The organism is Nonomuraea sp. NPDC003727, from assembly GCF_053586935.1.
The window spans coordinates 374,473-395,445 of the sequence record NZ_JBSFNE010000006.1 but is presented as its reverse complement, the minus strand read 5'-3'; the positions used below and the strand labels follow the sequence as shown (position 1 = coordinate 395,445).

The 20,973-nt window shown below is 71.7% G+C and carries 22 protein-coding genes; 14 read left to right on the top strand and 8 right to left on the bottom strand.

Going from position 1 to position 20,973, the window contains the following annotated elements:
* Window positions 1-12 precede the first annotated feature (12 nt).
* A complete protein-coding gene (locus ACWDLG_RS18245) occupies window positions 13-948 on the top strand; it encodes a lactonase family protein (RefSeq protein WP_449921249.1) in 936 nt (311 codons plus the stop codon).
* On the opposite strand, the gene ACWDLG_RS18240 is transcribed toward ACWDLG_RS18245, so the two are convergent.
* Complete coding sequence (locus ACWDLG_RS18240; RefSeq protein WP_449921246.1) at window positions 945-1,655, bottom strand: Clp protease N-terminal domain-containing protein; 711 nt, start codon at window positions 1,653-1,655, stop codon at window positions 945-947. The two genes, ACWDLG_RS18245 and ACWDLG_RS18240, sit on opposite strands and share 4 nt — an antisense overlap.
* A 384-nt stretch (window positions 1,656-2,039) precedes the next feature.
* Here ACWDLG_RS18240 and ACWDLG_RS18235 point away from each other — a divergent pair, with 384 nt between their 5' ends.
* The gene (locus ACWDLG_RS18235; protein ID WP_354910081.1) at window positions 2,040-3,065 is read left to right on the top strand and encodes a 6-phosphofructokinase; all 1,026 of its coding nucleotides are present in this window, start codon (window positions 2,040-2,042) and stop codon (window positions 3,063-3,065) included.
* Between the two features lie 232 nt (window positions 3,066-3,297).
* Here ACWDLG_RS18235 and ACWDLG_RS18230 read toward each other — a convergent pair whose 3' ends face one another.
* Complete coding sequence (locus ACWDLG_RS18230; RefSeq protein WP_449921243.1) at window positions 3,298-4,353, bottom strand: MHYT domain-containing protein; 1,056 nt, start codon at window positions 4,351-4,353, stop codon at window positions 3,298-3,300.
* A gap of 115 nt (window positions 4,354-4,468) precedes the next feature.
* Between ACWDLG_RS18230 and macS the strand changes: the two genes are divergently transcribed.
* From macS to thiI, 3 genes are all read left to right on the top strand, one after another.
* Window positions 4,469-5,578, top strand: a complete 1,110-nt coding sequence (gene macS, locus ACWDLG_RS18225) for a MacS family sensor histidine kinase (protein WP_449921240.1) — start codon at window positions 4,469-4,471, stop codon at window positions 5,576-5,578.
* A gap of 25 nt (window positions 5,579-5,603) precedes the next feature.
* Window positions 5,604-6,239 (top strand): response regulator transcription factor, encoded by a 636-nt coding sequence (locus ACWDLG_RS18220; RefSeq protein WP_354910087.1) that lies wholly within the window; start codon window positions 5,604-5,606, stop codon window positions 6,237-6,239.
* Between the two features lie 111 nt (window positions 6,240-6,350).
* Window positions 6,351-7,547 (top strand): tRNA uracil 4-sulfurtransferase ThiI, encoded by a 1,197-nt coding sequence (gene thiI / locus ACWDLG_RS18215; protein ID WP_449921237.1) that lies wholly within the window; start codon window positions 6,351-6,353, stop codon window positions 7,545-7,547.
* Here thiI and ACWDLG_RS18210 read toward each other — a convergent pair.
* Window positions 7,468-8,469 carry a purine-cytosine permease family protein gene (locus ACWDLG_RS18210; RefSeq protein ID WP_449921234.1) on the bottom strand — a complete coding sequence of 334 codons (1,002 nt, stop codon included), beginning with the start codon at window positions 8,467-8,469 and terminating at the stop codon, window positions 7,468-7,470. The two genes, thiI and ACWDLG_RS18210, sit on opposite strands and share 80 nt — an antisense overlap.
* Between ACWDLG_RS18210 and ACWDLG_RS18205 the strand changes: the two genes are divergently transcribed.
* Entirely contained in the window at window positions 8,357-8,713 is a 357-nt protein-coding gene (locus ACWDLG_RS18205) for an amidohydrolase family protein (RefSeq protein WP_449921231.1), read from the top strand. The genes ACWDLG_RS18210 and ACWDLG_RS18205 overlap by 113 nt on opposite strands.
* Window positions 8,714-8,772: 59 nt before the next feature.
* Here ACWDLG_RS18205 and ACWDLG_RS18200 read toward each other — a convergent pair whose 3' ends face one another.
* Window positions 8,773-9,063, bottom strand: coding sequence for a YiaA/YiaB family inner membrane protein (locus ACWDLG_RS18200; RefSeq protein WP_354910090.1), 291 nt, complete (start codon window positions 9,061-9,063; stop codon window positions 8,773-8,775).
* A 118-nt stretch (window positions 9,064-9,181) separates the two neighbouring features.
* Window positions 9,182-10,216, bottom strand: coding sequence for a 3-deoxy-7-phosphoheptulonate synthase (aroF, locus tag ACWDLG_RS18195; RefSeq protein ID WP_449921227.1), 1,035 nt, complete (start codon window positions 10,214-10,216; stop codon window positions 9,182-9,184).
* Window positions 10,217-10,433: 217 nt separating this feature from the next.
* Here aroF and ACWDLG_RS18190 point away from each other — a divergent pair, with 217 nt between their 5' ends.
* From ACWDLG_RS18190 to ACWDLG_RS18170, 5 genes are all read left to right on the top strand, one after another.
* Entirely contained in the window at window positions 10,434-11,066 is a 633-nt protein-coding gene (locus tag ACWDLG_RS18190) for a molybdopterin-dependent oxidoreductase (RefSeq protein WP_449921224.1), read from the top strand.
* Between the two features lie 53 nt (window positions 11,067-11,119).
* A complete protein-coding gene (locus tag ACWDLG_RS18185; RefSeq protein WP_449921222.1) occupies window positions 11,120-12,256 on the top strand; it encodes a sensor histidine kinase in 1,137 nt (378 codons plus the stop codon).
* A gap of 66 nt (window positions 12,257-12,322) precedes the next feature.
* Window positions 12,323-13,060, top strand: coding sequence for a LytR/AlgR family response regulator transcription factor (locus ACWDLG_RS18180; protein WP_354910099.1), 738 nt, complete (start codon window positions 12,323-12,325; stop codon window positions 13,058-13,060).
* A complete protein-coding gene (locus ACWDLG_RS18175) occupies window positions 13,057-13,374 on the top strand; it encodes a hypothetical protein (RefSeq protein ID WP_449921219.1) in 318 nt (105 codons plus the stop codon). The genes ACWDLG_RS18180 and ACWDLG_RS18175 overlap by 4 nt, the downstream gene beginning before the upstream one ends.
* Window positions 13,371-14,930, top strand: a complete 1,560-nt coding sequence (locus ACWDLG_RS18170) for a sodium:solute symporter family transporter (protein ID WP_449921213.1) — start codon at window positions 13,371-13,373, stop codon at window positions 14,928-14,930. The genes ACWDLG_RS18175 and ACWDLG_RS18170 overlap by 4 nt, the downstream gene beginning before the upstream one ends.
* 314 nt (window positions 14,931-15,244) lie before the next feature.
* Here ACWDLG_RS18170 and ACWDLG_RS18165 read toward each other — a convergent pair whose 3' ends face one another.
* Genes ACWDLG_RS18165 through ACWDLG_RS18155 form a run of 3 tightly spaced genes read right to left on the bottom strand, consistent with a single transcriptional unit; the run spans window position 15,245 to window position 19,204 of the window.
* Window positions 15,245-16,084 (bottom strand): deoxyribonuclease IV, encoded by an 840-nt coding sequence (locus ACWDLG_RS18165; protein ID WP_449921211.1) that lies wholly within the window; start codon window positions 16,082-16,084, stop codon window positions 15,245-15,247.
* Between the two features lie 44 nt (window positions 16,085-16,128).
* A complete protein-coding gene (locus ACWDLG_RS18160; RefSeq protein WP_449921208.1) occupies window positions 16,129-17,622 on the bottom strand; it encodes a beta-N-acetylhexosaminidase in 1,494 nt (497 codons plus the stop codon).
* Window positions 17,623-17,662: 40 nt separating this feature from the next.
* Window positions 17,663-19,204 carry a PucR family transcriptional regulator gene (locus ACWDLG_RS18155; protein ID WP_449921205.1) on the bottom strand — a complete coding sequence of 514 codons (1,542 nt, stop codon included), beginning with the start codon at window positions 19,202-19,204 and terminating at the stop codon, window positions 17,663-17,665.
* Window positions 19,205-19,337: 133 nt separating this feature from the next.
* On the opposite strand from ACWDLG_RS18155, the gene uraD reads away from it, so the two are divergent.
* From uraD to pucL, 3 genes are read left to right on the top strand one after another with little or no spacing between them, the layout of a single operon-like run.
* On the top strand, window positions 19,338-19,811 hold the full coding sequence (uraD, locus tag ACWDLG_RS18150) for a 2-oxo-4-hydroxy-4-carboxy-5-ureidoimidazoline decarboxylase (RefSeq protein WP_449921202.1): 474 nt from the start codon (window positions 19,338-19,340) through the stop codon (window positions 19,809-19,811).
* Window positions 19,808-20,107, top strand: coding sequence for a hydroxyisourate hydrolase (uraH, locus tag ACWDLG_RS18145; RefSeq protein WP_354910116.1), 300 nt, complete (start codon window positions 19,808-19,810; stop codon window positions 20,105-20,107). Before uraD ends, uraH begins: the two co-directional genes overlap by 4 nt.
* Complete coding sequence (gene pucL, locus ACWDLG_RS18140; RefSeq protein WP_449921199.1) at window positions 20,108-20,971, top strand: factor-independent urate hydroxylase; 864 nt, start codon at window positions 20,108-20,110, stop codon at window positions 20,969-20,971.
* The last annotated feature ends 2 nt before the right edge of the window (window positions 20,972-20,973 follow it).

Below are 20,973 nucleotides of genomic sequence, written 5' to 3'. Positions count from 1 at the left end.
AAGCATGAGAGGATGTCTGTTGTGAAGCACCTGTTCATTGGTGGATACGGTCCCGACATCGTGGTCGCGGGCAAGGACCTGACCGTGCTCGCGCGCGCCGCGGCCCACAAGGCCTCCTTCCTTGCCTTCCATCCCGCGATGCCGGTGCTGTACGCCGTGGGCGAGGACGACCGCGGCACCGTGAGCGCCTACTCGGTGGCCGCCGACCGGCCGGCCCCGCTCGGCGAGCGCTCCAGCGAGGGCGGCCAGCCGTGCCATGTGGCCGTGCATCCGGGCGGGCGGCTGCTGGCGGTGGCCAACTACGGCGACGGCGTCGTGAGCCTGCACGAGCTCGACGAGAACGGCGCCTTCGCCGGTGAACCCGTCGTGCTCACCCACCACGGTTCCGGTCCGGTGTGGGAACGGCAGGAGCGGCCCCACGCCCACCAGATCGTCTTCCATCAGGACGTGTTGCACGTGTGCGATCTCGGCACCGACGAGATCCGCCGCTACGCGCTCGACGGCCGCGCGCTGGAGTTCGTGAAGCTGCCCGCCGGGATGGGCCCCCGCCACCTGGTGTTCGACGGCGACCGCTGCCACGTGGCCGGCGAGCTCGACGCCATGGTGCGGAGCTACGACAGCCACTGGAACGAGCTGGCGGCCGCCCCCGCCAGCCAGGCGCCGGGCACGAACTATCCCTCGCACATCGAGGCGGCCGACGACTACGTCTATGTCGCCAACCGCGGCCCCGACACGATCGCGGTCCTGCGCAGGACCGATCTGGCGCCGGTGACGGAGGTGTCCAGCGGCGGTGCCTGGCCCCGGCACTTCGCCATCGACGGCGCCGCCATGTACGTGGCCAACCAGACCGACGACGCGGTCTCCGTGCTGTCACTGCACGGCGGCCTGCCCCGGCCGACGGGCGGGCGCATCGAGGTGGTCGCGCCCGCCTGCGTGCTGCCCCGCTAGTCAGGCCTGGCCGCGAGGATCGCGCTCAGCAGCCGCCTGATCTCCGGCTCCACCGCCTCCTTGGTCACGCCCAGGCCGGTCAGCGCCGCCGTCGCGGGGCCCTCCTCCAGCGACAGGACGCCCAGGAGGATGTGCTCGGTGCCCACGTAGTTGTGGCCGAGCCGTAGCGCCTCACGCAGGGTGAGTTCGAGCGCCTTGGTGGCCTGGGCGGAGAAGGCGATCATGTCGGGCGCGCCTGACCCGGCCGGCGGCGTCACCGCCTCCCGCACGGCCGTGGGGCTCGCCCCGAGCGTGACCATGATCTTGGCGGCGATGCCCTCGGGCTCGTGCAGGAGGCCGAGCACGAGGTGGCCCACCTCGATCTGGTCGTGCCCGCCGTCGCGCGCCTCCGCCTGGGCCTGGACGACCACGTGGCGGGCGCGCTCGGTGAAGCGGGCGTAGTTGCGCAGGTCCTCGGCCAGGGTGGGGCCGTCCTTCGACACGAACCGCTTCTGCGCGGCCTGCTTGCTCACGCCCATGCTGCGGCCGATCTCCGTCCAGGAGGCGCCCGAATGCCGCGCCTGGTCCACGAAGTGGCCGATGAGGTGGTCGGCGACGTCGCCGAGGTGTTCGCCGAGCGTGACCGCGTCGGACAGCTGGTCGAGCGGATCGCCGCCGCGGGTCTTGATCGCTGAGATCAGGTCGTCGAGCCTGACGGTGTTCTCCATTCGTCAACCATAGGTTGACGAGAAAGGGTCGTCAACCGTTGGTTGACGCTCGGTCCGCCGCTCGCCGGTGAGTCCGTCGATACCCCGTCCTGGAGCGGTACGCCGCGCCGCGGGCGCCGCCGGATGATCTCCTCCGGCGCGTGTTCGATCCGGCCAGGATGGGCAGGGAACTCCTCGTGACCACGCGACCCGATCCGCCCCTCCCCGGTGTCGGCCGGCGCGGTCACGCCTGTCGTGCCCGCGTCCGGCGTCGGACCGCGCACGGCGCCCGCCTTTTGGTCTAGACCATTGCCGGTACCAAAGGGCACAATGCGTTGCATCGGCGATACGTCGAAGGCACCGCCCCAGCAGTTTGGCCGTGAACCCCATCGGGAGGAACCCGCCATGCGTATTGGAGTGCTCACCGGAGGCGGCGACTGCCCCGGTCTCAATGCTGTGATCAGGGCTGTTGTTCGCAAGGGTGTCAGCGTTTACGGGCACGAGTTCGTCGGCTTCAGGGACGGCTGGCGCGGCCCCCTCGAGGGCGACACCATGCCGCTCGACATCCAGGCCGTGCGAGGGATCCTGCCGCGGGGTGGCACGATTCTGGGTTCGTCCCGCACGAACCCGATCAAGATCGAGGGTGGCGTCGACCGGATCAAGGACAACCTCACCGCGAGCGGGATCGACGCCTTGATCGCCATCGGCGGCGAGGACACCCTCGGTGTCGCCCGCCAGTTGTCCGACCGTGAGGTCAAGGTGGTCGGCGTGCCCAAGACCATCGACAACGACCTGTCCGGCACCGACTACACCTTCGGCTTCGACACCGCCGTCAACATCGCCACCGAGGCCATCGACCGGCTCCACACCACCGCCGAGTCCCACCACAGGGCGCTGATCTGCGAAGTCATGGGCCGTCACGCGGGCTGGATCGCGCTGCACGCGGGCATGGCAGGCGGTGCCAACGTCATCCTCATCCCCGAGAAGCCGTTCGACATCGACCGTGTCTGCGAGTACGTCGAGTCGCGCTTCCGCACGCGCTACTCACCGATCATCGTGGTCGCCGAGGGCGCCCACCCCCTCGAGGGCCAGATGACACTGCAGGCGAGCGAGCTCGACGCCTTCGGCCACGTACGGCTCGGCGGCATCGGCGAGATGCTGGCCAAGGAGATCGAGAAGCGCACCGGCAAGGAGGCCCGCACGACCGTGCTCGGCCACATCCAGCGCGGCGGCACGCCGACCGCCTTCGACAGGGTGCTGGCCACCAGGTTCGGGCTGCAGGCCATCGACGCGGTCCACGCCGGCGACTTCGGCACGATGGTGGCGCTGCGCGGCACCGACATCGTGCGCGTGGGGCTCGACGAGGCCACCTCGGAGCTGAAGACCGTCCCGGTCGAGCGCTACGAGGAGGCCGAGGTCTTCTTCGGTTAAGCGGATTGCAAGTGGCGGGCCGTACCGTGAGGGCAGAGCGGGAGACCGCTCCATTCCCTCCGGGTACGGCTCGCCCCTGATTGTCGCGGCCCATGATGAAGGGGGCGAGCCGTACCCGCCGGATGCTGTCGCTCTCGCCGTCCCCGCAGGCCGGAGGGCCGGGAGAAACGCCGCGAGGGCCGCGGCGGATCCGGGATCGCCCCGGCCGCCGCGGCCCTCGCGTGCGGATGTCTCAACCCCGTGGGTGCTGCTGGGGCCGGCCGTAGGGCGCCTGCGTCCTTCTAGGGAGGGGGCCGCCCGCCTGTGGGGCGGCGCCGTACTCGGGTCTGCCGTACTCCGGCCGTCCCTGCTCGCCCAGCCCCTGCGCGGCACGGCCGCGCTCCTGCCGCCCGTGCACGGGCCGCCCCTGCTCGGGCAGGCCCTGCGGGGGCAGGCCCTGCGGGGGGCGGCCGCGCTGCGACCGGCCCTGCGCGGGCGGGCCCGCGGGCACGGGCGCGCGAAGGGTCTGGGCGCTCTCGGCCGCCTGGCGGCGCCTCTCGAGGCGGGCCATCAGCTCGGCGTCCTCCTGCATCTCCGCCTGCGACGGAGACAGGATGACCATCAGCAGCATGGTCAGCGTGATGAGGCTGACCACCGTCATCAACGGCACGAGAAAGGACAGCGCGTCCGCGCCGGCCACGTGCCCGGATGCGGTGTGGAGCTGGACGCTCATCCCGAACATGCCCGTGTAGTGCATGCCGGCGACGGCGACACCCATGATCAGCGCGGCGCCGGTGATCGCCAGGGCCCGCCTGACGCGCAGGGTGAACCATAGAGCGACCGTCGCGGCGACGACCGCGATGACGACGGAGGCGCCCACGAACGTCGGGTCGTAGGTGACGTGGGCCGACATGTTCATGGCGTACATGCCCATGTAGTGCATGGCGGCCACGCCGAGCCCGGTCAGCAGGCCGCCGCCGAGCAGGGCGAGCACCTTGGCGCGGCCGAAGGAGACCAGGAACAGTCCCGCGCCGACCACGACGACGGCCACCAGCGCCGAGGCGACGGTGAGCGGGACGTCGTACCTGATCTCGGTGCCCTCGACGTCGAAGCCCATCATGGCGATGAAGTGCATGACCCAGATGCCGGTGCCGCCGATGGAGATGGCCGCGCCGATGAGCCATCGCGCACGCGAGGAGCCGGTCGAGGCGTTGGCCTGAGCGGTGAGCCGTAGGCCGAGCATCGAGCCCATACACGACATCACGTACGCGAGGATCGGCGTGAGCGGACCCTGGGTGAAATGATTCATGTTGTGACAATCCTTGCCATAGGGATCTTCCGGATTGTCGCAGCGCGTCTATCCCATTTGCATGGATAGCTCAACTATCTGTCAATCTCCTCTGTCGGAAACGTGAGAACCTCTCATGGGCGATGCCTTCTGGCGGGCGATCGCGGTCTTCAGGGCCGCGTCGCTGATCTACGCGGCGGTGCTGATGCTCCAGCACGAGGGCTTCGCCCACCCGGTCGCCGGCTGGACGGTCATCGCGATCATGGCGCTGTGGACCGCGGCCGCCACCGTCTGCTACTCCGTCGAGGCCCTGCGCGGCTGGCCGCTGCTGACCGTCGACATGCTGGTGGCGCTGGGCTGCCTGCTGGCCACGCCGTACGTGCAGGGTTCCTTCCAGGGGCAGCTCGGCAGCATGCCGGTCCCCGCGATCTGGATCGCCGGCCCCGTCCTGGCCTGGGCCGTGTACGGCGGGCGCCGCCTGGGCGGGGTGGCGGCGGCGATCGTGGCGGGCACCGACCTCTGGGTGCGGATGGCGGGGCCCGGCTCCCCGATCCTGATCAACGGGGCGGTCCTGCTGTTCATGGCGGGAGTCGTCGTCGGGCACGTGGCGCGCCTCGCGGTACGGGCCGAGGAACGCATGCAGCGCGCCGTCGAGATGGAGGCCGCCCAGCGCGAACGCGAACGGCTGGCCCGCGGCATCCACGACTCGGTGCTGCAGGTGCTGGCGCTGGTCAAGCGCCGTGGTCAGGAGCTCGGCGGCGAGGCGGCCGAGCTGGGCAGGCTGGCCGGGGAGCAGGAGGCCGCGCTGCGCGAGCTGGTCGCGGTGCGGACCGCGCCGACGGGGGCGGCGGATCTGCGGGCGCTGCTCATGAGGTTCGGCTCGGCCCAGGTGACGATCTCCACGCCGGCCACGCCGCTGGTCCTGCCCACCGGCGTGGCCGAGGAGACGGCGGCCGCCGTACGGGCGGCGCTGGACAACGTGCGCGCCCACTGCGGCGAGCGGGCGCGGGCCTGGGTGTTCGCCGAGGAGGGCGACGGCGAGGTGACGGTCAGCGTGCGCGACGAGGGCCCCGGCATCGCCGCAGGACGGCTGGAGCAGGCGCGCGCCGACGGGAGGCTCGGCGTCGCCCAGTCGATCAAGGGCCGGGTGGCCGATCTGGGCGGCAGGGTGTCGATCCTGTCCACGCCCGGCGAGGGCACCGAGGTGGAGATCACCGTGCCCGCGCCGCTTCGCCGGCGGTCCTGAAGGTGGCGGCCCTTAGAGTGACGGCATGGTGCGGGTGATGGTGGTCGACGACCATCCCATGTGGCGCGACGCGGTGGCCAGGGACCTGGCCGAGGCGGGGTACGAGGTGGTCGCCGCCGTGGGCGAGGGACGGCAGGCGCTCCGGGTGGCCGAGGCGGTCAGGCCCGACGTGGTCGTCCTCGACCTGCAGTTGCCCGATCTGTCGGGGGCGCAGGTGGCCAGAGGGCTGCCCGGGGTGAAGATCCTGGTGCTGTCGGCGAGCGCCGAGCAGGAGGACGTGCTGGAGGCGGTGAAAGCCGGCGCCTGCGGCTACCTGGTCAAGTCGGCCGGCCGGGAGGAGTTCCTCGACGCGGTGGCGCGGACCGCCGTGGGCGACGCGGTCTTCACGCCCGGGCTCGCGGGGCTGGTGCTGGGGGAGTACCGCCGGCTGGCCGCAGAGTCGCGCACGCGGCCGGAGGGTCCCCGGCTGACCGACCGGGAGACCGAGGTGCTGCGCCTGGTGGCCAAGGGGCTGTCCTACAGGCAGATCGCCGACCGGCTCGTGCTCAGCCATCGCACGGTGCAGAACCACGTCCAGAACACGCTCAACAAGCTCCAGCTCCACAACCGCGTCGAGCTGGTCCGTTACGCGATCGAGCAGGGGCTCGACGAGGACCTCTGACGGACGACCGCACGCCGGGCGGGTCTCGCCGCCGCGCGGCGGACTAAACTCGTAAGGTCGCGGCGTTGCAGATGGGGCCGCGTTCCCACATTCCTCCCGGAGGTTCCCGCCATGACGATGTCCGCCCTGGGCGAGCCGTGCGTGCTGCTCAAGCTGGGGGAGATCGTCCTGAAAGGCAAGAACCGCGAGCTGTTCGAGCGCAGGCTCGTCGGCAACATCCGCGCCGCCCTGAAGGACTTCGACCTCAAGACCGACGTGCGCCAGCGCCACGGCGTCATCGCGATCTTCCTGCCCGAGGGCACCGGCGTCGAGGTCGCCGACCAGGTGGCCCAGCGCGTGACCGACGTGCCGGGCCTGGTGTGGATCCACCGCGCGTGGCGGGTCGCCAAGGACCCCGACACGGTCGTCAAGGCCGCGCTGGAGCTGATCAGGGACCGCGAGGAGGTCAGGCGGGGCGCCAAGTTCGCGGTGCGCTCGCGCCGCCGCGACAAGCGCTTCCCGCTGCGCTCCAACGAGCTCGACCGGCTGGTCGGCGGCACCATCAACGACACCTACGGCCTGCCCGTCGACCTGAAGAACCCCGAGCTGACCGTCTACATCGAGGTCGACCGCGACGAGGTCTTCGTCTTCACCGACGGGCTGCCCGGGCAGGGCGGCCTGCCGGTGGGCAGCAGCGGCAGGGCCCTGGTGCTGATGTCCGGCGGCATCGACTCGCCCGTGGCCGCCTACCGCATGATGCGCCGCGGGCTCCACGTCGACTTCCTGCACTTCTCCGGCATCCCCTTCACCACCTCCGAGTCGATCTACAAGGCGTACGCGCTGGTGCGCAGGCTCGACCGCTTCCAGGGCAAGTCGCGGCTGTGGGTCGTGCCGTTCGGCAAGGCGCAGCAGTCGATCAGGACCTCAGGGCAGGACCGGCTGGCCGTGATCGCCCAGCGCCGGCTCATGCTGAAGACGGCCGAGGAGGTCGCCCACCGCATCAGGGCGGGCGCGCTCGTCACTGGCGACGCGCTCGGCCAGGTCTCCTCCCAGACGCTGCAGAACATCACCGCCCAGGACAACGCGGTCGACCTGCCGATCCTGCGACCGCTGATCGGCTGGGACAAGACCGAGATCATGGCCGAGGCCCGGCGGATCGGCACGCTGGAGATCTCCGAGCTGCCCGACGAGGACTGCTGCAGCCTGCTGGCGCCCAAGCGCGCCGAGACCCGTGCCAAGATCGAGGACCTCAAGCTGATCGAGAAGCGCCTCGACGCGGAGGAGCTCGTGGTGCAGCTCGCCGACTCGATCCAGGAATACACCCTCTGACGGGCCACGGCGTCCCATGCCAGAGGAGCGGGGGAGTATCAGGCCCGGTGAGCGGGCGGGTCTCCTCCCGGCCCGGACCGAGGCCGTCGCGGATCGGTCGCCGCATGAGGAGCGCGTAGAGCGCCGCGGCGACGACCATGCCCACGGGCAGGGCGAGGTCCAGGCCGCCCAGGGCCGCGGCGACGGGGCCGGTGTACAGGGTGTTCACGCAGAGGGCGGCCGCGCCGGTGCCCGCCGCGAGCGCCAGGGCCCCGGCCGGGTTGACGCCCCCGGTGTACCAGAAGGGGCTCCCAGGGGTCTCGTCGGTGAGCGCGAGCCCGTCGTAACGGTTGCGGCGCAGCAGGATGTCGGTGGCGTAGACGGCCATGCTCGGGCCGAGCAGGACGACGGTCAGCTGCAGGACGTCGCTGACGGTGCCGAGGAAGTCGGAGACGAGCAGCGCGTACAGGGTCAGGGCGACGGCGACGGCTCCGTCGACGATCACGCTGAGGGAGCGGCGGACGCGGACGCCGACGGCCTGCAGGGCCATGCCGGCGCTGTAGGCGGTCAGGGCGTTGATGGCGATCGTGCCGAGGACCAGCGCAAGCAGGAAGGCGGGCGTGAACCAGCCGGGCAGGATCTTCTCCAGCGCGGTCTGCGGGTCGGTCATGTCGACCGCGGTCGCGGCGAACGCGCCCAGGGAACAGACGATGACGCTGGGCAGGAAGCTGCCCAGGGCGGTCCATCCCACGATCGCCTTCGGTGACGAGGCGCGGGGCAGGTAGCGGGAGAAGTCGGCGCTGGTGGTGTACGACAGCGGGCCGGAGGCGATGAGGGTGACACCGGCGACGAGGGCCGGCCCACCGGCCTGCTCCTGGAGGACGCCGCCTGCGAGCTGGTCGAGCGCGGGTGCCCGCCACCGCCGGCCCAGCCGCGACCTCACCCAGCCCCCGCACGGCCCCGGCCAGGCGCTCACCGCTCTGGAGGCGCTGCGGGGCATGACGGTCAACGCCGCCTACGCGGCGGGCGAGGAGCGCCAGGCAGGCCGGATCGGGCTCGGCCACCGCGCCGACCTCACCGTCCTCGCCGGCGACCCGCTCACCACCGCCGCCACCGGCCTGCCCGACCTGCCCGTGCTGCTCACCGTCCTCGACGGGCACCTCACCCACCGCGACGCGAGCCTGTGAGCCGTCCCGTCAAGGGGTCCTCCCGTCAGAGGTCCGTCCCATCAGGGGGGCCGTCGCGCTCAGGGGGTGTCGACCTTGAAGGGATCGTGCTCGGCGAGGAGCTTGTCGAGGCGCGCCTGGTCGACCCGGTTGGTCATCGCGCTCAGCTCCTGCCGGTCGCGTACCACCTTGGCCAGCGTGAACGCCGACGTGATCACGTAAAGGACGCCGACGGTCAGGAACGCCCTGATCCATCCGGAGACCGGCAGGTAGGCCACGCCGATCGCCACGGCGGCGAGCGACGCGCCGAAGGACAGGACCGCCTGCACGTAGTAGGCGGTGGTCTGGGAGGGCTGGATCGGTTTGCTCATGGCTCGATGATGAGACGCCACGAGCGCCCGACACATGCGGAGAAATACTTAGTTACTCGTGAGTACGGCAGGCGGTTCGTGGCGCGCCGGCCGTACCAGCCCTGAGCCCCCTGCCTGGTCAGACCGTGACCGTGTCGCCGGTCAGGCCCTTGCCCAGCAGGGCGGGGAAGGTCCGCATGGTCGTGGCCAGCTCGCGCAGGTCACCGTCGACCAGGGCCTGCGGGCCGTCGCACAGCGCCTGCTCGGGGTGTGGGTGCACGTCCACGATGACGCCGTCGGCGCCGACCGCGATCGCCGCGCGGGTCAGCGGCAGCACCAGGTCGCGGCGGCCGCCCGAGTGGGACGGGTCGATGATGACCGGCAGGTGCGAGAGCCGCTGGGCGACCGGGACGGCGGAGACGTCCAGGGTGTTGCGGGTGGCGGTCTCGAAGGTGCGGATGCCGCGCTCGCACAGCACGATGTCGAGGTTGCCGCGCTGGGCGATGTACTCGGCGGCCATGAGCCACTCCTCGATGGTGGCGTTCATGCCGCGCTTCAGCATGACCGGCTTGCCCGCCGCGCCGACCGCCTGCAGCAGCGCGAAGTTCTGCGCGTTGCGCGTGCCGACCTGCAGCATGTCGGCGTAGGAGGCGACGAGGTCGACGTCGTGGGCGTCCACGACCTCGGTCACGACCGGCAGCCCCGTCTCCTCGCGCACGTCGGCGAGGATGCGCAACCCCTTCTCCCCGAGCCCCTGGAAGGCGTACGGGGAGGTGCGCGGCTTGTAGGCGCCGCCCCGCAGCAGCGTCGCGCCCGCGGCCTTGGCCATCTGGGCGGCCTCGAGCGTCTGCTGCGGCGTCTCCACCGCGCAGGGCCCCGCGATGAGCGTCACGGTGTCGGGGCCGATCGGCACCCCGCCGACGTGCACGGTGGACCTGTCCGGGTGGTTCTCCCTGCTCACCAGCTTGTACGGCGTCGACACCCGCATGACGTCGCGCACCCCGCTCATGCCGCGTAGGTTGACGGCGCTGAGCTGCGTGACGTCGCCTACCAGCCCGATGATCGTGCGCTGCACCCCCCTGCTGACGAACGCCTCCACGCCTGCCGCCTGCACGAGGCCGACGACCGCCTCGACGTCGCCCTGCGTCGCCTCGGAGCCCATCACGATGACCATGTTCTCTCCTCGAAAATGACGAAGGCCCCGAGTCCTCATGGACCCGGGGCCTTCGTTCGCCTGTGTGCTAGCGCATCACCAGATGGCGAACGGTCCGATCGGGTCCGTCGCCATACCAAAACAGGAAGGTGATCCGCATAGTCCGGCAATAGTAGCGCATGCCGGAGACCTGACAAGCCAGGCACCGCGTCCGCGACGCCGCACCCGGGATGGGAGGATGGCCTGGAACACAGTCGGTGAGGGAGTGATCGTGGAGGAGTCGCGCCTGCCCCCAGGCCAGTACATCCCACGCGGCCGACCCGTCATCCACTACGGCCGGGTGCCCCGATTCAAGCCGGACACCTGGGACTTCCGGGTCTTCGGCGCGACGGCGTCGGGCGAGGAGCACCGCTTCACCTGGACGGACTTCGGGCGACTGCCCCGGACGTCGGTTCTGGCCGACTTCCACTGCGTGACCAAGTTCTCACTCATGGGCAACGAGTGGTCGGGCGTCACCCCGCAGACGATCATCGCGGCCGCGCCGCCGGCCGCCGGCGTCCGCCACGTGATGATCTGGGCGGAGTACGGCTACAGCGCCAACCTCAGGATGTCCGACCTGACCGCACCCGGCACGCTCTTCGCCACGGAGCTGGACGAGAAGCCGCTGGCGCCCGAGCGAGGCTTCCCGCTGCGCATCGTCGTCCCGCACCTGTACGCGTGGAAGAGCGTCAAGTGGGTGCGCGCGGTGGAGTACCTGGTCGAGGACAGGCGCGGCTTCTGGGAGGAACGCGGCTACCACAACGTGGCCGACCCGTGGAAGGAGCAGCGCTACTCCTACCAGGAGGAGCCGGGGGAGGGCCCGCCGCCCTAGCTCTCGCTCCGTTCCCGCCCGGACACAGTGCGTTGTTGGCTACCGTTACGCGCATGTCGACCACGGCTTGCGCGGTTCTGGCCGCCTTCGCGTTCGTCGCGGGGTTCGCCCTGGCCAGAAGGCGTCCCGTGCTCCCCGAGGGCCGCTGGAAGGGTGCGGCCACCTTCACCACGCTGCACGTGGCGGCGCTGGCGGCACCCGCGCTGCGGACGGGGCTGACACGGGAGTCGGCGCGCAGGGCCGTACGGCATCTGCGGGCGCTGCTCGGCACCTCGGCCGTCGCGATCACCTCCACGGACGCGGCGCTCGCCTGCGACGGGGCCTGCCCCGAGGAGGTGCTGGCGCACGCGCGCGCCTCGCTGGCCTCCGGGCGGCCGCACGTGTTCGCGGGCGAACCGAACGGCGCGGTCGTGGTCCCGCTGACGGTCGAGGGCACGGTGGTGGGCGCGCTGGCCGCCTACGACCGGCAGGTGAGCGCGGCGCTGGTGCGCACGGTCACCGAAGTGGGCAGGTGGGTGTCGGGGCAGCTGGAGCTGGCCGAGCTCGACTCCTCCAGGCGGCGGGCGATGGAGGCGGAGCTGCGCGCGCTGCGCGCCCAGATCTCCCCGCACTTCGTCTACAACGCGCTGACCACGATCGCCTCGTTCGTCAGGACCGACCCGTGCCGGGCCCGCGAGCTCATCCTCGACTTCGCCGACTTCTCCCGCTACGCGCTGCGCAGGGCCCGCGACTTCACCACCCTGGCCGACGAGCTGACCTGCGTGGACCGTTACCTGCTGCTGGAGCGGGCCCGCTTCGGCGACCGGCTGCGCTTCAGCGTGCAGGTCGCGCCCGAGGTGCTGCCGGTGCCGGTGCCGTTCCTGTGCCTGCAGCCGCTGGTGGAGAACGCCATCAAGCACGGCATGGGCGGCCGCGACGGCGTCGGCGAGGTCAGGATCGTGGTCCGCGACGCCGGCCCCGAGGCGCACATCACGGTCGAGGACGACGGCACGGGCATGGAACCCGAGACCGCCCGCCGGCTGCTGGACGACGACCCGCACCGCGGGGGCGGCGGCATCGGCCTGGCGAACGTGGACGTCAGGATGCGGCAGATCTACGGCGAGGACTACGGCCTGGTCGTGGAGACCGGCGTCGGCGCCGGCACCAAGGTGAGGCTCCGCGTGCCCAAGAGCCACCATAGCTCTTTGTAGTCAAATCTTTACGCAAAGCTGGCGTGTCACTTGTGACGTGCGCGTTCTTGAGGCAGCGTAAAGGTCATGCTACGCGTGCTGGCCGTCGACGACGAGGTCCCCGCCTTGGCGGAGCTGGCCTACCTGCTCCGTCAGGACGCCAGGGTCGAGCATGTCGCGACGGCCTCGGACGGTGTCACGGCGCTGCAGGACATGGTGCAGATGATCGGGGCGGGAGAGCGGCTCGACGGCGTCTTCCTCGACATCCGCATGCCGGGGCTCGACGGGCTCGACCTGGCCCGGCTGATCGGCGGTTTCCCCAGTCCGCCCCGGCTGGTGTTCGTGACCGCCCACGACGACTGCGCGGTGCAGGCCTTCGAGCTCGAGGCGGTCGACTACCTCCTCAAGCCGGTGCGCGCCGAACGCCTCGCCGAGACGGTGCGCAGGCTCGAGGCGGCCGCCGCCCCCGCCGCCGACCACGGCTGTGACGACGTCATCCCGGTCGAGCTCGGCGGGGTCACCAGGTTCGTGCCGCAGCAGGCGGTGTGGTACGCCGAGGCCAAGGGCGACTACGTGCGCCTGCACACGCCGGACGGCGGCTACCTGGTGCGCATGTCGCTGGCCGCGCTGGAGCGCCGGTGGGCGGGCGCGGGCTTCATCAGGGTGCACCGCAGCACGCTGGTGTCCGCCCGCCATGTCAGCGAGCTGCGGTTCGACGGCGGCCGGGTGACGCTGACCGTCGGCAGGGAGACGCTGCCCGTCAGCCGCCGCCACACCAGGCAGGTCAGGGAGCAGCTGGTGCGGCAGTACAAGGCGTTCACGTGAGCGGCAGGCGGGTGCTCGTGGTCAGGCGGCCCGCTCTTCGGCGCGGTCCCCGGCGGCGTGCCCTCATGCCGCGGGCCCCCGTGCCGCTCGCCTCCGACGGCGCTGTCAGCGACGCGCGGGTCAGGGCGCTCATGGGCAGGCAGGCCAGGATCGCGCTGGCCACGGTCGCGGCGGTGCTCGCCGCGCTGGTCGCCCTGCCGCTGCTGACGGCGCGGAGCGACTGGCTGGTGGTGACGATGGCTGTCCAGCCGCTGTGGGTGGTGCTGGCCGTGCTCCAGCTCAGACGGGCGGAACGCGCGGAACGCGACAGGTGAGCGGCGGCAGCGTCGCCGCGTCGGCGGTCGGCATCGCGTTCGTGGTGGTCATCTCGGTGGTCGTCGGCGTGGTGCGGCCGCGGCGCTACACCAGCGCCGCGGAGTTCTACGTGGCGGCGCGGACCGTCCGGCCGTGGTGGAACGGGGCGGCGATCAGCGCGGAGTTCACCTCGGCCGCGGCCTGCCTGGGGCTGGCCGGCCTGATCGCCCTGCACGGCGCGTCGGCGCTGTGGTACCCGGTGGGCGCGGCGGCGGGCTACGTCGTCGTCATCGCCTTGGTGGTGGCGCCGCTGCGCCGCTCGGGCACCTTCACGCTGCCCGACTTCGCCCAGTGGCGGCTCGGGTCGGTCGCCCTGCGCAGGTTCGCCACCTGGCATGTGCTGGCGATCGGCCTGCTCTACCTCGTCGCCCAGCTCCACTCGGCGGGGGTGGTGCTGCGCGTGCTGACCGGGATGCCGACGTGGACGGGCTGGGTCTCGGTCACGCTCGTCTCGGTCGTCGTCACGCTGGCCGGGGGCATGGGCAGCGTGACCAGCGTGCAGGCGGTGCAGTACTGGCTCAAGCTGGTCGTCTTCACCGGGGTCGCGCTGGTGCTGTGGTGCGCCTGGCGGTGCGGGGGGCGGAGCGGGCCGCGGGCGACGGCGGGGTTGGAGGGGTTCGAGGGGTTGGCGGCGCCGTACGGGGAGGCGCTGGCGGGGGCGGGCGAGCCCTCACTGCCGGGTGTGCTGGCCGTACTGCTGGTGTGCGCGCTCGGCACCATGGGGCTGCCGCACATCATCGTGCGCGTCTACGCCAACGGCGACGCGCGCGCCGCGCGGCGCTCGATCGTGGCCACCCAGGTGCTGCTCGGCGTCTTCTTCCTGGTGCCGCCGCTGTACGGCATCCTCGGCCGGGTGCACGTGCCCGGCGCCCGCGAGGAGGAGGTCGTGCTGCTGCTGCCCGGGGCGCTGCTGCCGGGGACGGCCGGAGACGTGCTGACCGGGCTGCTGGCCGCGGGGGCCTTCGCCGCCTTCCTGGCCACCTCCTGTGGCGTGCTGGCCGCCGTGAGCGGCGCCGTGTCGGCCTGCGTGACGCGAGCGGGCGTGGGCGCCTTCCGCTTCGCCACGGCCGCCGTGGCGCTGGCGGCGCTGACCCTCACCTCGCTCACCACCCCCGGCACCTCCGTGATCGGCGTGCTGTTCGGGTTCTGCCTGTCGGCGGCGACCTTCTGCCCGTTGCTGGTGCTCGGCATCTGGTGGCGGCGGCTGACCGCCGCGGGCGCCGCAGCCGGGCTGGTGGTGGGCGGCGGGCTCACCGCGGCCCTCGCCGCCGGCGACCTGGCAGGCGTGAGGCTGGGGGCGGTGTCCGTGTATCACATGGCGTTCACCGTGCCGCTCGCCTTCGTCGCGATGGTGGTGATTTCCCTGGTCACACCAGGTCGGGTACCTATGGGGGTGGATCGGATGATGGCCAGGATGCACCTGCCCGAACCGATCGCGGGCCCCGCCGACGACCACTCGTCGCCCGGGAACGACCGCTCGTCGCGGCAATACTCTCCGTACATCGATGACTACTGACCGTTTACCGAGCTGTCGCCCAACGGGGTTTCAGCTGCAAGATCGCGACCGTAGTGTTTCCGCATCGGAGAGCCACTCCGCCGCATCAGAGGGACGAGCCACCCGGCTCATACGGGCCTGATGCGCGGATCCCTCCGGTGACCTGCCGGTCACCGAACGGTGGTCGGGCCCTTTACCGGGGGGTAGGGCCCGCACGCCGTAGACGTGAAGGGGCGCCCGCTGTGGCCGCGTGCTGAACCGCGATCCGGCCATACGGGGGCGGCCGGATCGCGCGAGCGGCGCGCCCCTTTACGTCTCCACGGGCCCGGCGGAGCTCAGGAGTCGCGCAGCTTCTTCAGCAGCTCGATGTCGTCGCGGTGCTTGTCGGCCTTGCCCGGCGTCTCGATGCAGATCGGCACGCCCGCCACCGCAGGGTGCCGCATCAGGTCGGCGAACGGCTGCGCGCCGATGTGGCCCGCGCCGATGTTCTCGTGGCGGTCCTTCTTCGACCCGCACACGTCCTTGGAGTCGTTGGCGTGGATCAGCTTCAGCCGTCCCGGCGCGATCCGGTGGAGGGCGTCGAAGGTCTGCGTGACCCCGTCGGCGGCGGCCAGGTCGTGGCCCGCCGCGAAGGCGTGGCAGGTGTCGAGGCAGACGCCGGCCTTGGGATGCCAGTCGAGCGCCGCCAGGTAGGGCTCCAGGTCCTGGACGGTGGCGCACAGCATCGCGCCCTGGCCCGCCATCGGCTCCAGCAGCAGGTCGGGGCCGTCGTCGGGGATCTCCTCCAGCAGCGGCAGCAGGTGCTCGCGCAACTGGCGCAGCGCGTCGTCGCGGGACTGGCTGACCGCCGAGCCCGTGTGGACGACCACGCCCCTGGAGCCGGTCTCGACCCCGCGCCGCAGCGTGTGGCGGGTGACGGCGATCGAGTTGGCCAGCGTCTCGGGGCTCGGCGAGCCGAAGTTGACCAGGTAGGGCGTGTGGATGAAGGACAGGACGCCGGACTCGGCCAGCTTGGCGTCCTGCTCGGGTCTGCCCGCCGCCAGGGCCCAGCCGCGCGGGTTGGTGACGAACACCTGGACCATCTCGGCGCCGATCTCGGCCATGTACTTCAGGCCGCCCGTGGCCAGGCCGCCGGTGACGGAGACGTGTCCGCCGATGAGAGATGTAGCGCTCATGATGGGGCCAGTCTAGGCGCACGCGGTGACATCCCAGGTGGGAGTCAGTGCCAGGGCACCTCGGGGGAGCGGTAGAAGGTCACCGACTGTGCCTGCCAGCGGGGCGCCTGGGCGGCCAGCCGTCCCCGGTAGTCCTCCCAGGAGCGGGCGGCGGCGGGCGACCAGCCGATCTCGGCGATGCCGGGCAGGCGCGGGTAGGCCATGTACTCCAGCGCGTCGGGCGTCTCCAGCGTCTCCGTCCACAGCGGGGCCTCGACGCCCAGGATGTCCTTCTCGGTCACGCCCTCGACGAGGGTGGCCGGATCCCACGCGTAGCTGTCGCCGACCTCGACCAGTCCAGCCCAGTCCAGGCCGTAGTCGGTACCGGCGGTGTATTTCATGTCCAGGTAGGAGCGGTCGGCGGGCGACATGATCAGCTTGGCCCCCCTGGTCACGGCAGCCACGGCGCGGTCGGGCTCGCGGGGGTTCCAGTGCTGGGCCACCTCGCCCGAGGTCATCTCCGCCCAGCCGGTCAGGCGCTTGCCGTACTTGTCGACGATCTGGTGGGCGCGCGTGACGAACTTCTCGTAGTCCTCGGGGTCGGTGCTGTGCGCCTCGTCGCCGCCCAGGTTCAGGTACGGCCCCGGCGTCAGCGCGGCCACCTCGCGCACGACGTCGTCGAGGAAACGGTAGGTGACCTCCTTGCTCGTGCACAGCGAGCTGAAGCCCACCTCCCTCCCCCTGTACGGCTCCCGCGCCCTGCCGTCGCAGTTGAGCTCGGCGTAGGCGGCCAGGGCCGCGTTGGTGTGCCCGGGCGTGTCGATCTCGGGCACGACGGTGACGAACCGCTCGGCGGCGTAGCGCACGATCTCGCGGTAGTCGTCCTGGGTGTAGAAGCCGTCGGCCGCCAGGCGGGGCCAGCTCTTGATCTCGATGCGCCAGCCCTGGTCGTCGGTGAGGTGCAGGTGCAGGTGGTTGACCTTGTAGGCGACGGCCAGGTCGATGTAGCGCTTGACCTGCTCGACGGTGAAGAAGTGGCGGGCGACGTCGAGCATGACGCCGCGGTAGGGGAAGCGCGGCCGGTCCTCGACGCGGACGCCGTCGATCGTCCACGGCCCCGGCTGCGGGCCGGCGCTCTCGACCTTCGGGGGCAGGAGCTGGCGGAGCGTCTGCACGCCGCGGAACAGGCCCTCGGGGGTGGCGGCGGCCAGCCGTACCCGCTCGGGGGTGACGTCGAGGGTGTAGCCCTCCTGGCCGAGACCGCCCGCCGGGGGCCGGCTCGTCACCTCCAGGGTGATCTCCGCCTCCTGCCGTACGACGGGCAGCGCGTAGCCGGTGGCCCTGCGCAGCAGCCGGGCCAGCCCTTCGGCGACGGGCACCCCGCTCGCCTCGCGCACCCCGATCCGCGCGCCGGCGTCCAGGGTGAAGCCGCCCTCGCTCGCCCGCACGGAGACGGGCAGCGGGACCAGGGCCGGGCTCGTCGGGTCCTGCGCGTCGGCCGCGCACCCGGCGGCGAGGGCGGAGGCCGTCATGAGCGCGGCGAGTCGGCGGTGCGGCAACGGGCCCTCCCGAATTGTAAGGTTTCTTTACATATATCACCTACTGCAGGCGGAGGGCGAGGAAGAAGTCCACCCGGTCCTCGAGGCGCGACAGGTCCCTTCCGGTCAGGTCCTGGATGCGCTGGATGCGGTAGCGCAGGGTGTTGACGTGGACGTGCAGCAACTCCGAGCACCTGGTCCACGAACCCGAGCACTGCAGGAAGGCCTCCAGCGTGCCGACCAGGTCGGCCTTGTGCACCTGGTCGTAGGAGCGCAACGGGTCGAGCAGGCGCACCCTGAACATGTGGCGGACCTCGTCCGGCACCGACGCCAGCAGCAGGACGTGGGTCGCCAGCTCGTCCTGACCCACGACGGCGTCGGGTCCGGGCTTGCCCTCGGCCATCCGGCGGGCGTACCTGGCCTCCTCGACCGCGCCGCGCAACCCCTCGACAGGGGCCGTGCCGCTGACGCCCACCGTCAGGCGGGCCCCGGCCAGGCCGGGGGCCAGCTCGCGCACGGCGGCGCGGACCCGCTCGGTGAGGCCGGGATCGTCGCAGGGCACGAGCGCGAGCGCCTCCTCGCCGACGACGCCGATCGCCGGCGGAGTCAGTCGGTCGCCCGGCGGCGGGCCGGTGCCGCCGGGCGTGGCCGCGTAGAGGATCTCCTTGACGACGGCGCGCAGCTCGGCGGGGCGCAGCGCGCCGTGCGCGGCGGCGGCCAGGGCGACGTAGCCCGGCGCCCCCGCCAGGCCGGTGACCTCCAGCCGGGGCAGGATGTCGCTGGGCCTGCCCTCGGTGACCACCAGGCGCACCAGTTCCTGGGCGATGCGCCCCTCCGGGCTGAGCCGGTCGTCCAGCCTGACCCGCTCCAGGGCGGCGACGGCGGCCAGCTCGCCCGCCAGCGCCTGACGCTCCTCCGGCCAGTCGGTGAAGCAGCCCTCGACGGCGACGAACCAGTCGGCCACCCTGGAGGTGGTCTGCTCGTCCACGGGGAAGATCGAGTACCCGTTCCGCGAGCAGGGCAGCCGCTTGACGGTCAGGAAGGTCCTGGCCATGGCGGCGGCCGTGTCGCGGTCCAGCGGGCTCGAGCCCGACACCAGGCGCCCCGACGAGGTGAGGACCCAGCACCGCATGCCGAGGTCACGCCCGATCATCTCCAGGACGGGGTCGAGCCCCGCCCCCGAGACGAGCTGGCGGTGCCGGTCGAGGACCGCGGTCACGTCGGAGGCCCTGGCCGTGGACAGGTGCCGCACGATGTGCTCGGTCACCTCGGCGAACGACAGCGCCTGCGGCACGTGGAAGAGCGGCATCCGATGCCGGCGGCAGGCGTCGACCAGGTCGGCGGGCAGATCGCCGCTGCGCGCCTCGCAGGCGCCGAGCCCCGAGGCGCCGGCCCTGGCCAGCGCCCTGACGAAGGTTTCGCTGTCGGCGGGCGCGCGCCGCCAGATCAGCCCGGTGAGGACCAGCTCGCCGCCGCTGAGATAGCGGCCCGGATCGAGCAGGTCGGTGGTGACGACCCACCTGATGGGCCGCTCCAGATCGTCGTGACCTGCCACGACGGACAGGCCCAGCTCGGTCATGCCGAGCAACGCGTTGAGCCGCATGTACTCGGAGGGTAACCGATGGGTGAACGGGACGTGCATTGGAGCATGACACGAAAAGACCTGGCCAACCCCCCGCGCACTTCGGAGTTCTTGCTGCTGGACCGGGGACATCAGCGCTGTGTGTACTCGTGACATGTCCAACCTCAACGCCCTCAGCGCCGGCGAGGCGGAGGAGGAGCTGCTGACCTGCTGCGCCTCCCGCGCCTTCGCCCGCGAGGTGGCGGCCCGGCGTCCCTACGCGGACCTGGCCGAGCTGACCGCCGCCGCCGACGCCGCCGTCCGTGCCCTGGACTGGCCGGACGTCGAGGAGGCGCTCGCCGCCCACCCGAGGATCGGGGAGCGGGTCCAGGGCGCCGGCCGCGAGTCCGCCTGGAGCAGGCAGGAGCAGTCGGGAGTCGAGGACCACCTGCGCGAGGCGCTGGCCGAGGGCAACCGCGCCTACGAGGACAGGTTCGGCCACGTCTACCTGGTGTGCGCCACCGGCCTGTCCGGGCAGGAGATGCTCGCCCGGCTGAAGGAGCGCCTGGCGCACGACCCCGCCACCGAGCGCGAGGTCGTGCGGGACGAGCTGGCCAAGATCACCAAGCTGAGGGTGGCGCGGATATGAGCTTCTCGACGCACGTGCTCGACGCGGTCACGGGACGACCCGCCGCGGGCGTCCACGTACGGCTGGAGCACCAGGGCCAGGTGGTGGCGCAGGGCCGTACGGACGACGACGGCCGGATCAAGGGCTGGAACCCCGGAGCGGGCGTGCACCGCGTGGTCTTCGACACCGGCTCCTACCTCCAGGACACCTTCTACCCCGAGGTCGTCATCACCTTCACGATCGCCGACCCGGCCGAGCACTACCACGTCCCCCTCCTGCTCAGCCCGTTCGCCTACTCCACCTACAGAGGGAGCTAGATGTCAGTCATCCTCGGACCCAACCGGTACGGCAAGGCCGAGACCAGGCTCGTCCGCGTCGTCCGCGACGGCGAGGTCCACCATCTCAAGGACATCAACGTCAGCAGCTCCCTGTCGGGCGACATGGCGGCGGTCCACCTGACCGGCGACAACGCCGCCGTGCTGCCCACCGACACGCAGAAGAACACCGCCTACGCCTTCGCCAGGAAGTACGGCGTCGACCAGATCGAGGACTTCGCGCTGCTGCTGGCCAGGCACTTCGTCGACACCCAGCCGACCATCCACCACGCGAGGGTGGAGATCGAGGAGTACGCCTGGGAGCGCATCGGCGGCGGCCACTCCTTCGTGCGCGGCGGCAGGGAGGTGCGCACCTGCGTCGTCCACCACGACCGCGACGGCCGCACCAGCGTGGTCTCGGGCCTGCGCGACCTGGTCGTGCTGAACTCCACCGGCTCGGAGTTCCACGGCTACATCGTCGACGAGTACACCACCCTCCAGCCGACCACCGACAGGATCCTGGCCACCGCGGTGGCGGCCCGGTGGCGGCACGCCGCGCCCGGCGCCGACTTCGGCAAGTCCTACGCCGAGGTGCGCCAGTGCCTGCTGGACGCCTTCGCCGAGACCTACAGCCTGTCGCTCCAGCAGACGCTGTACGCGATGGGGCGGCGCGTGCTGGAGGCCAGGTCCGAGGTGTGCGAGGTGCGCTTCACCATGCCCAACAAGCACCACTTCCTGGTGGACCTGGCGCCGTTCGGGCTGGACAACGACAACGAGGTCTTCTATGCCGCCGACCGGCCCTACGGGCTGATCGAGGGCAGCGTGCTGCGAGACGACGCGCCGGACGCGGCGTTCGCCTGGGAGTGAGA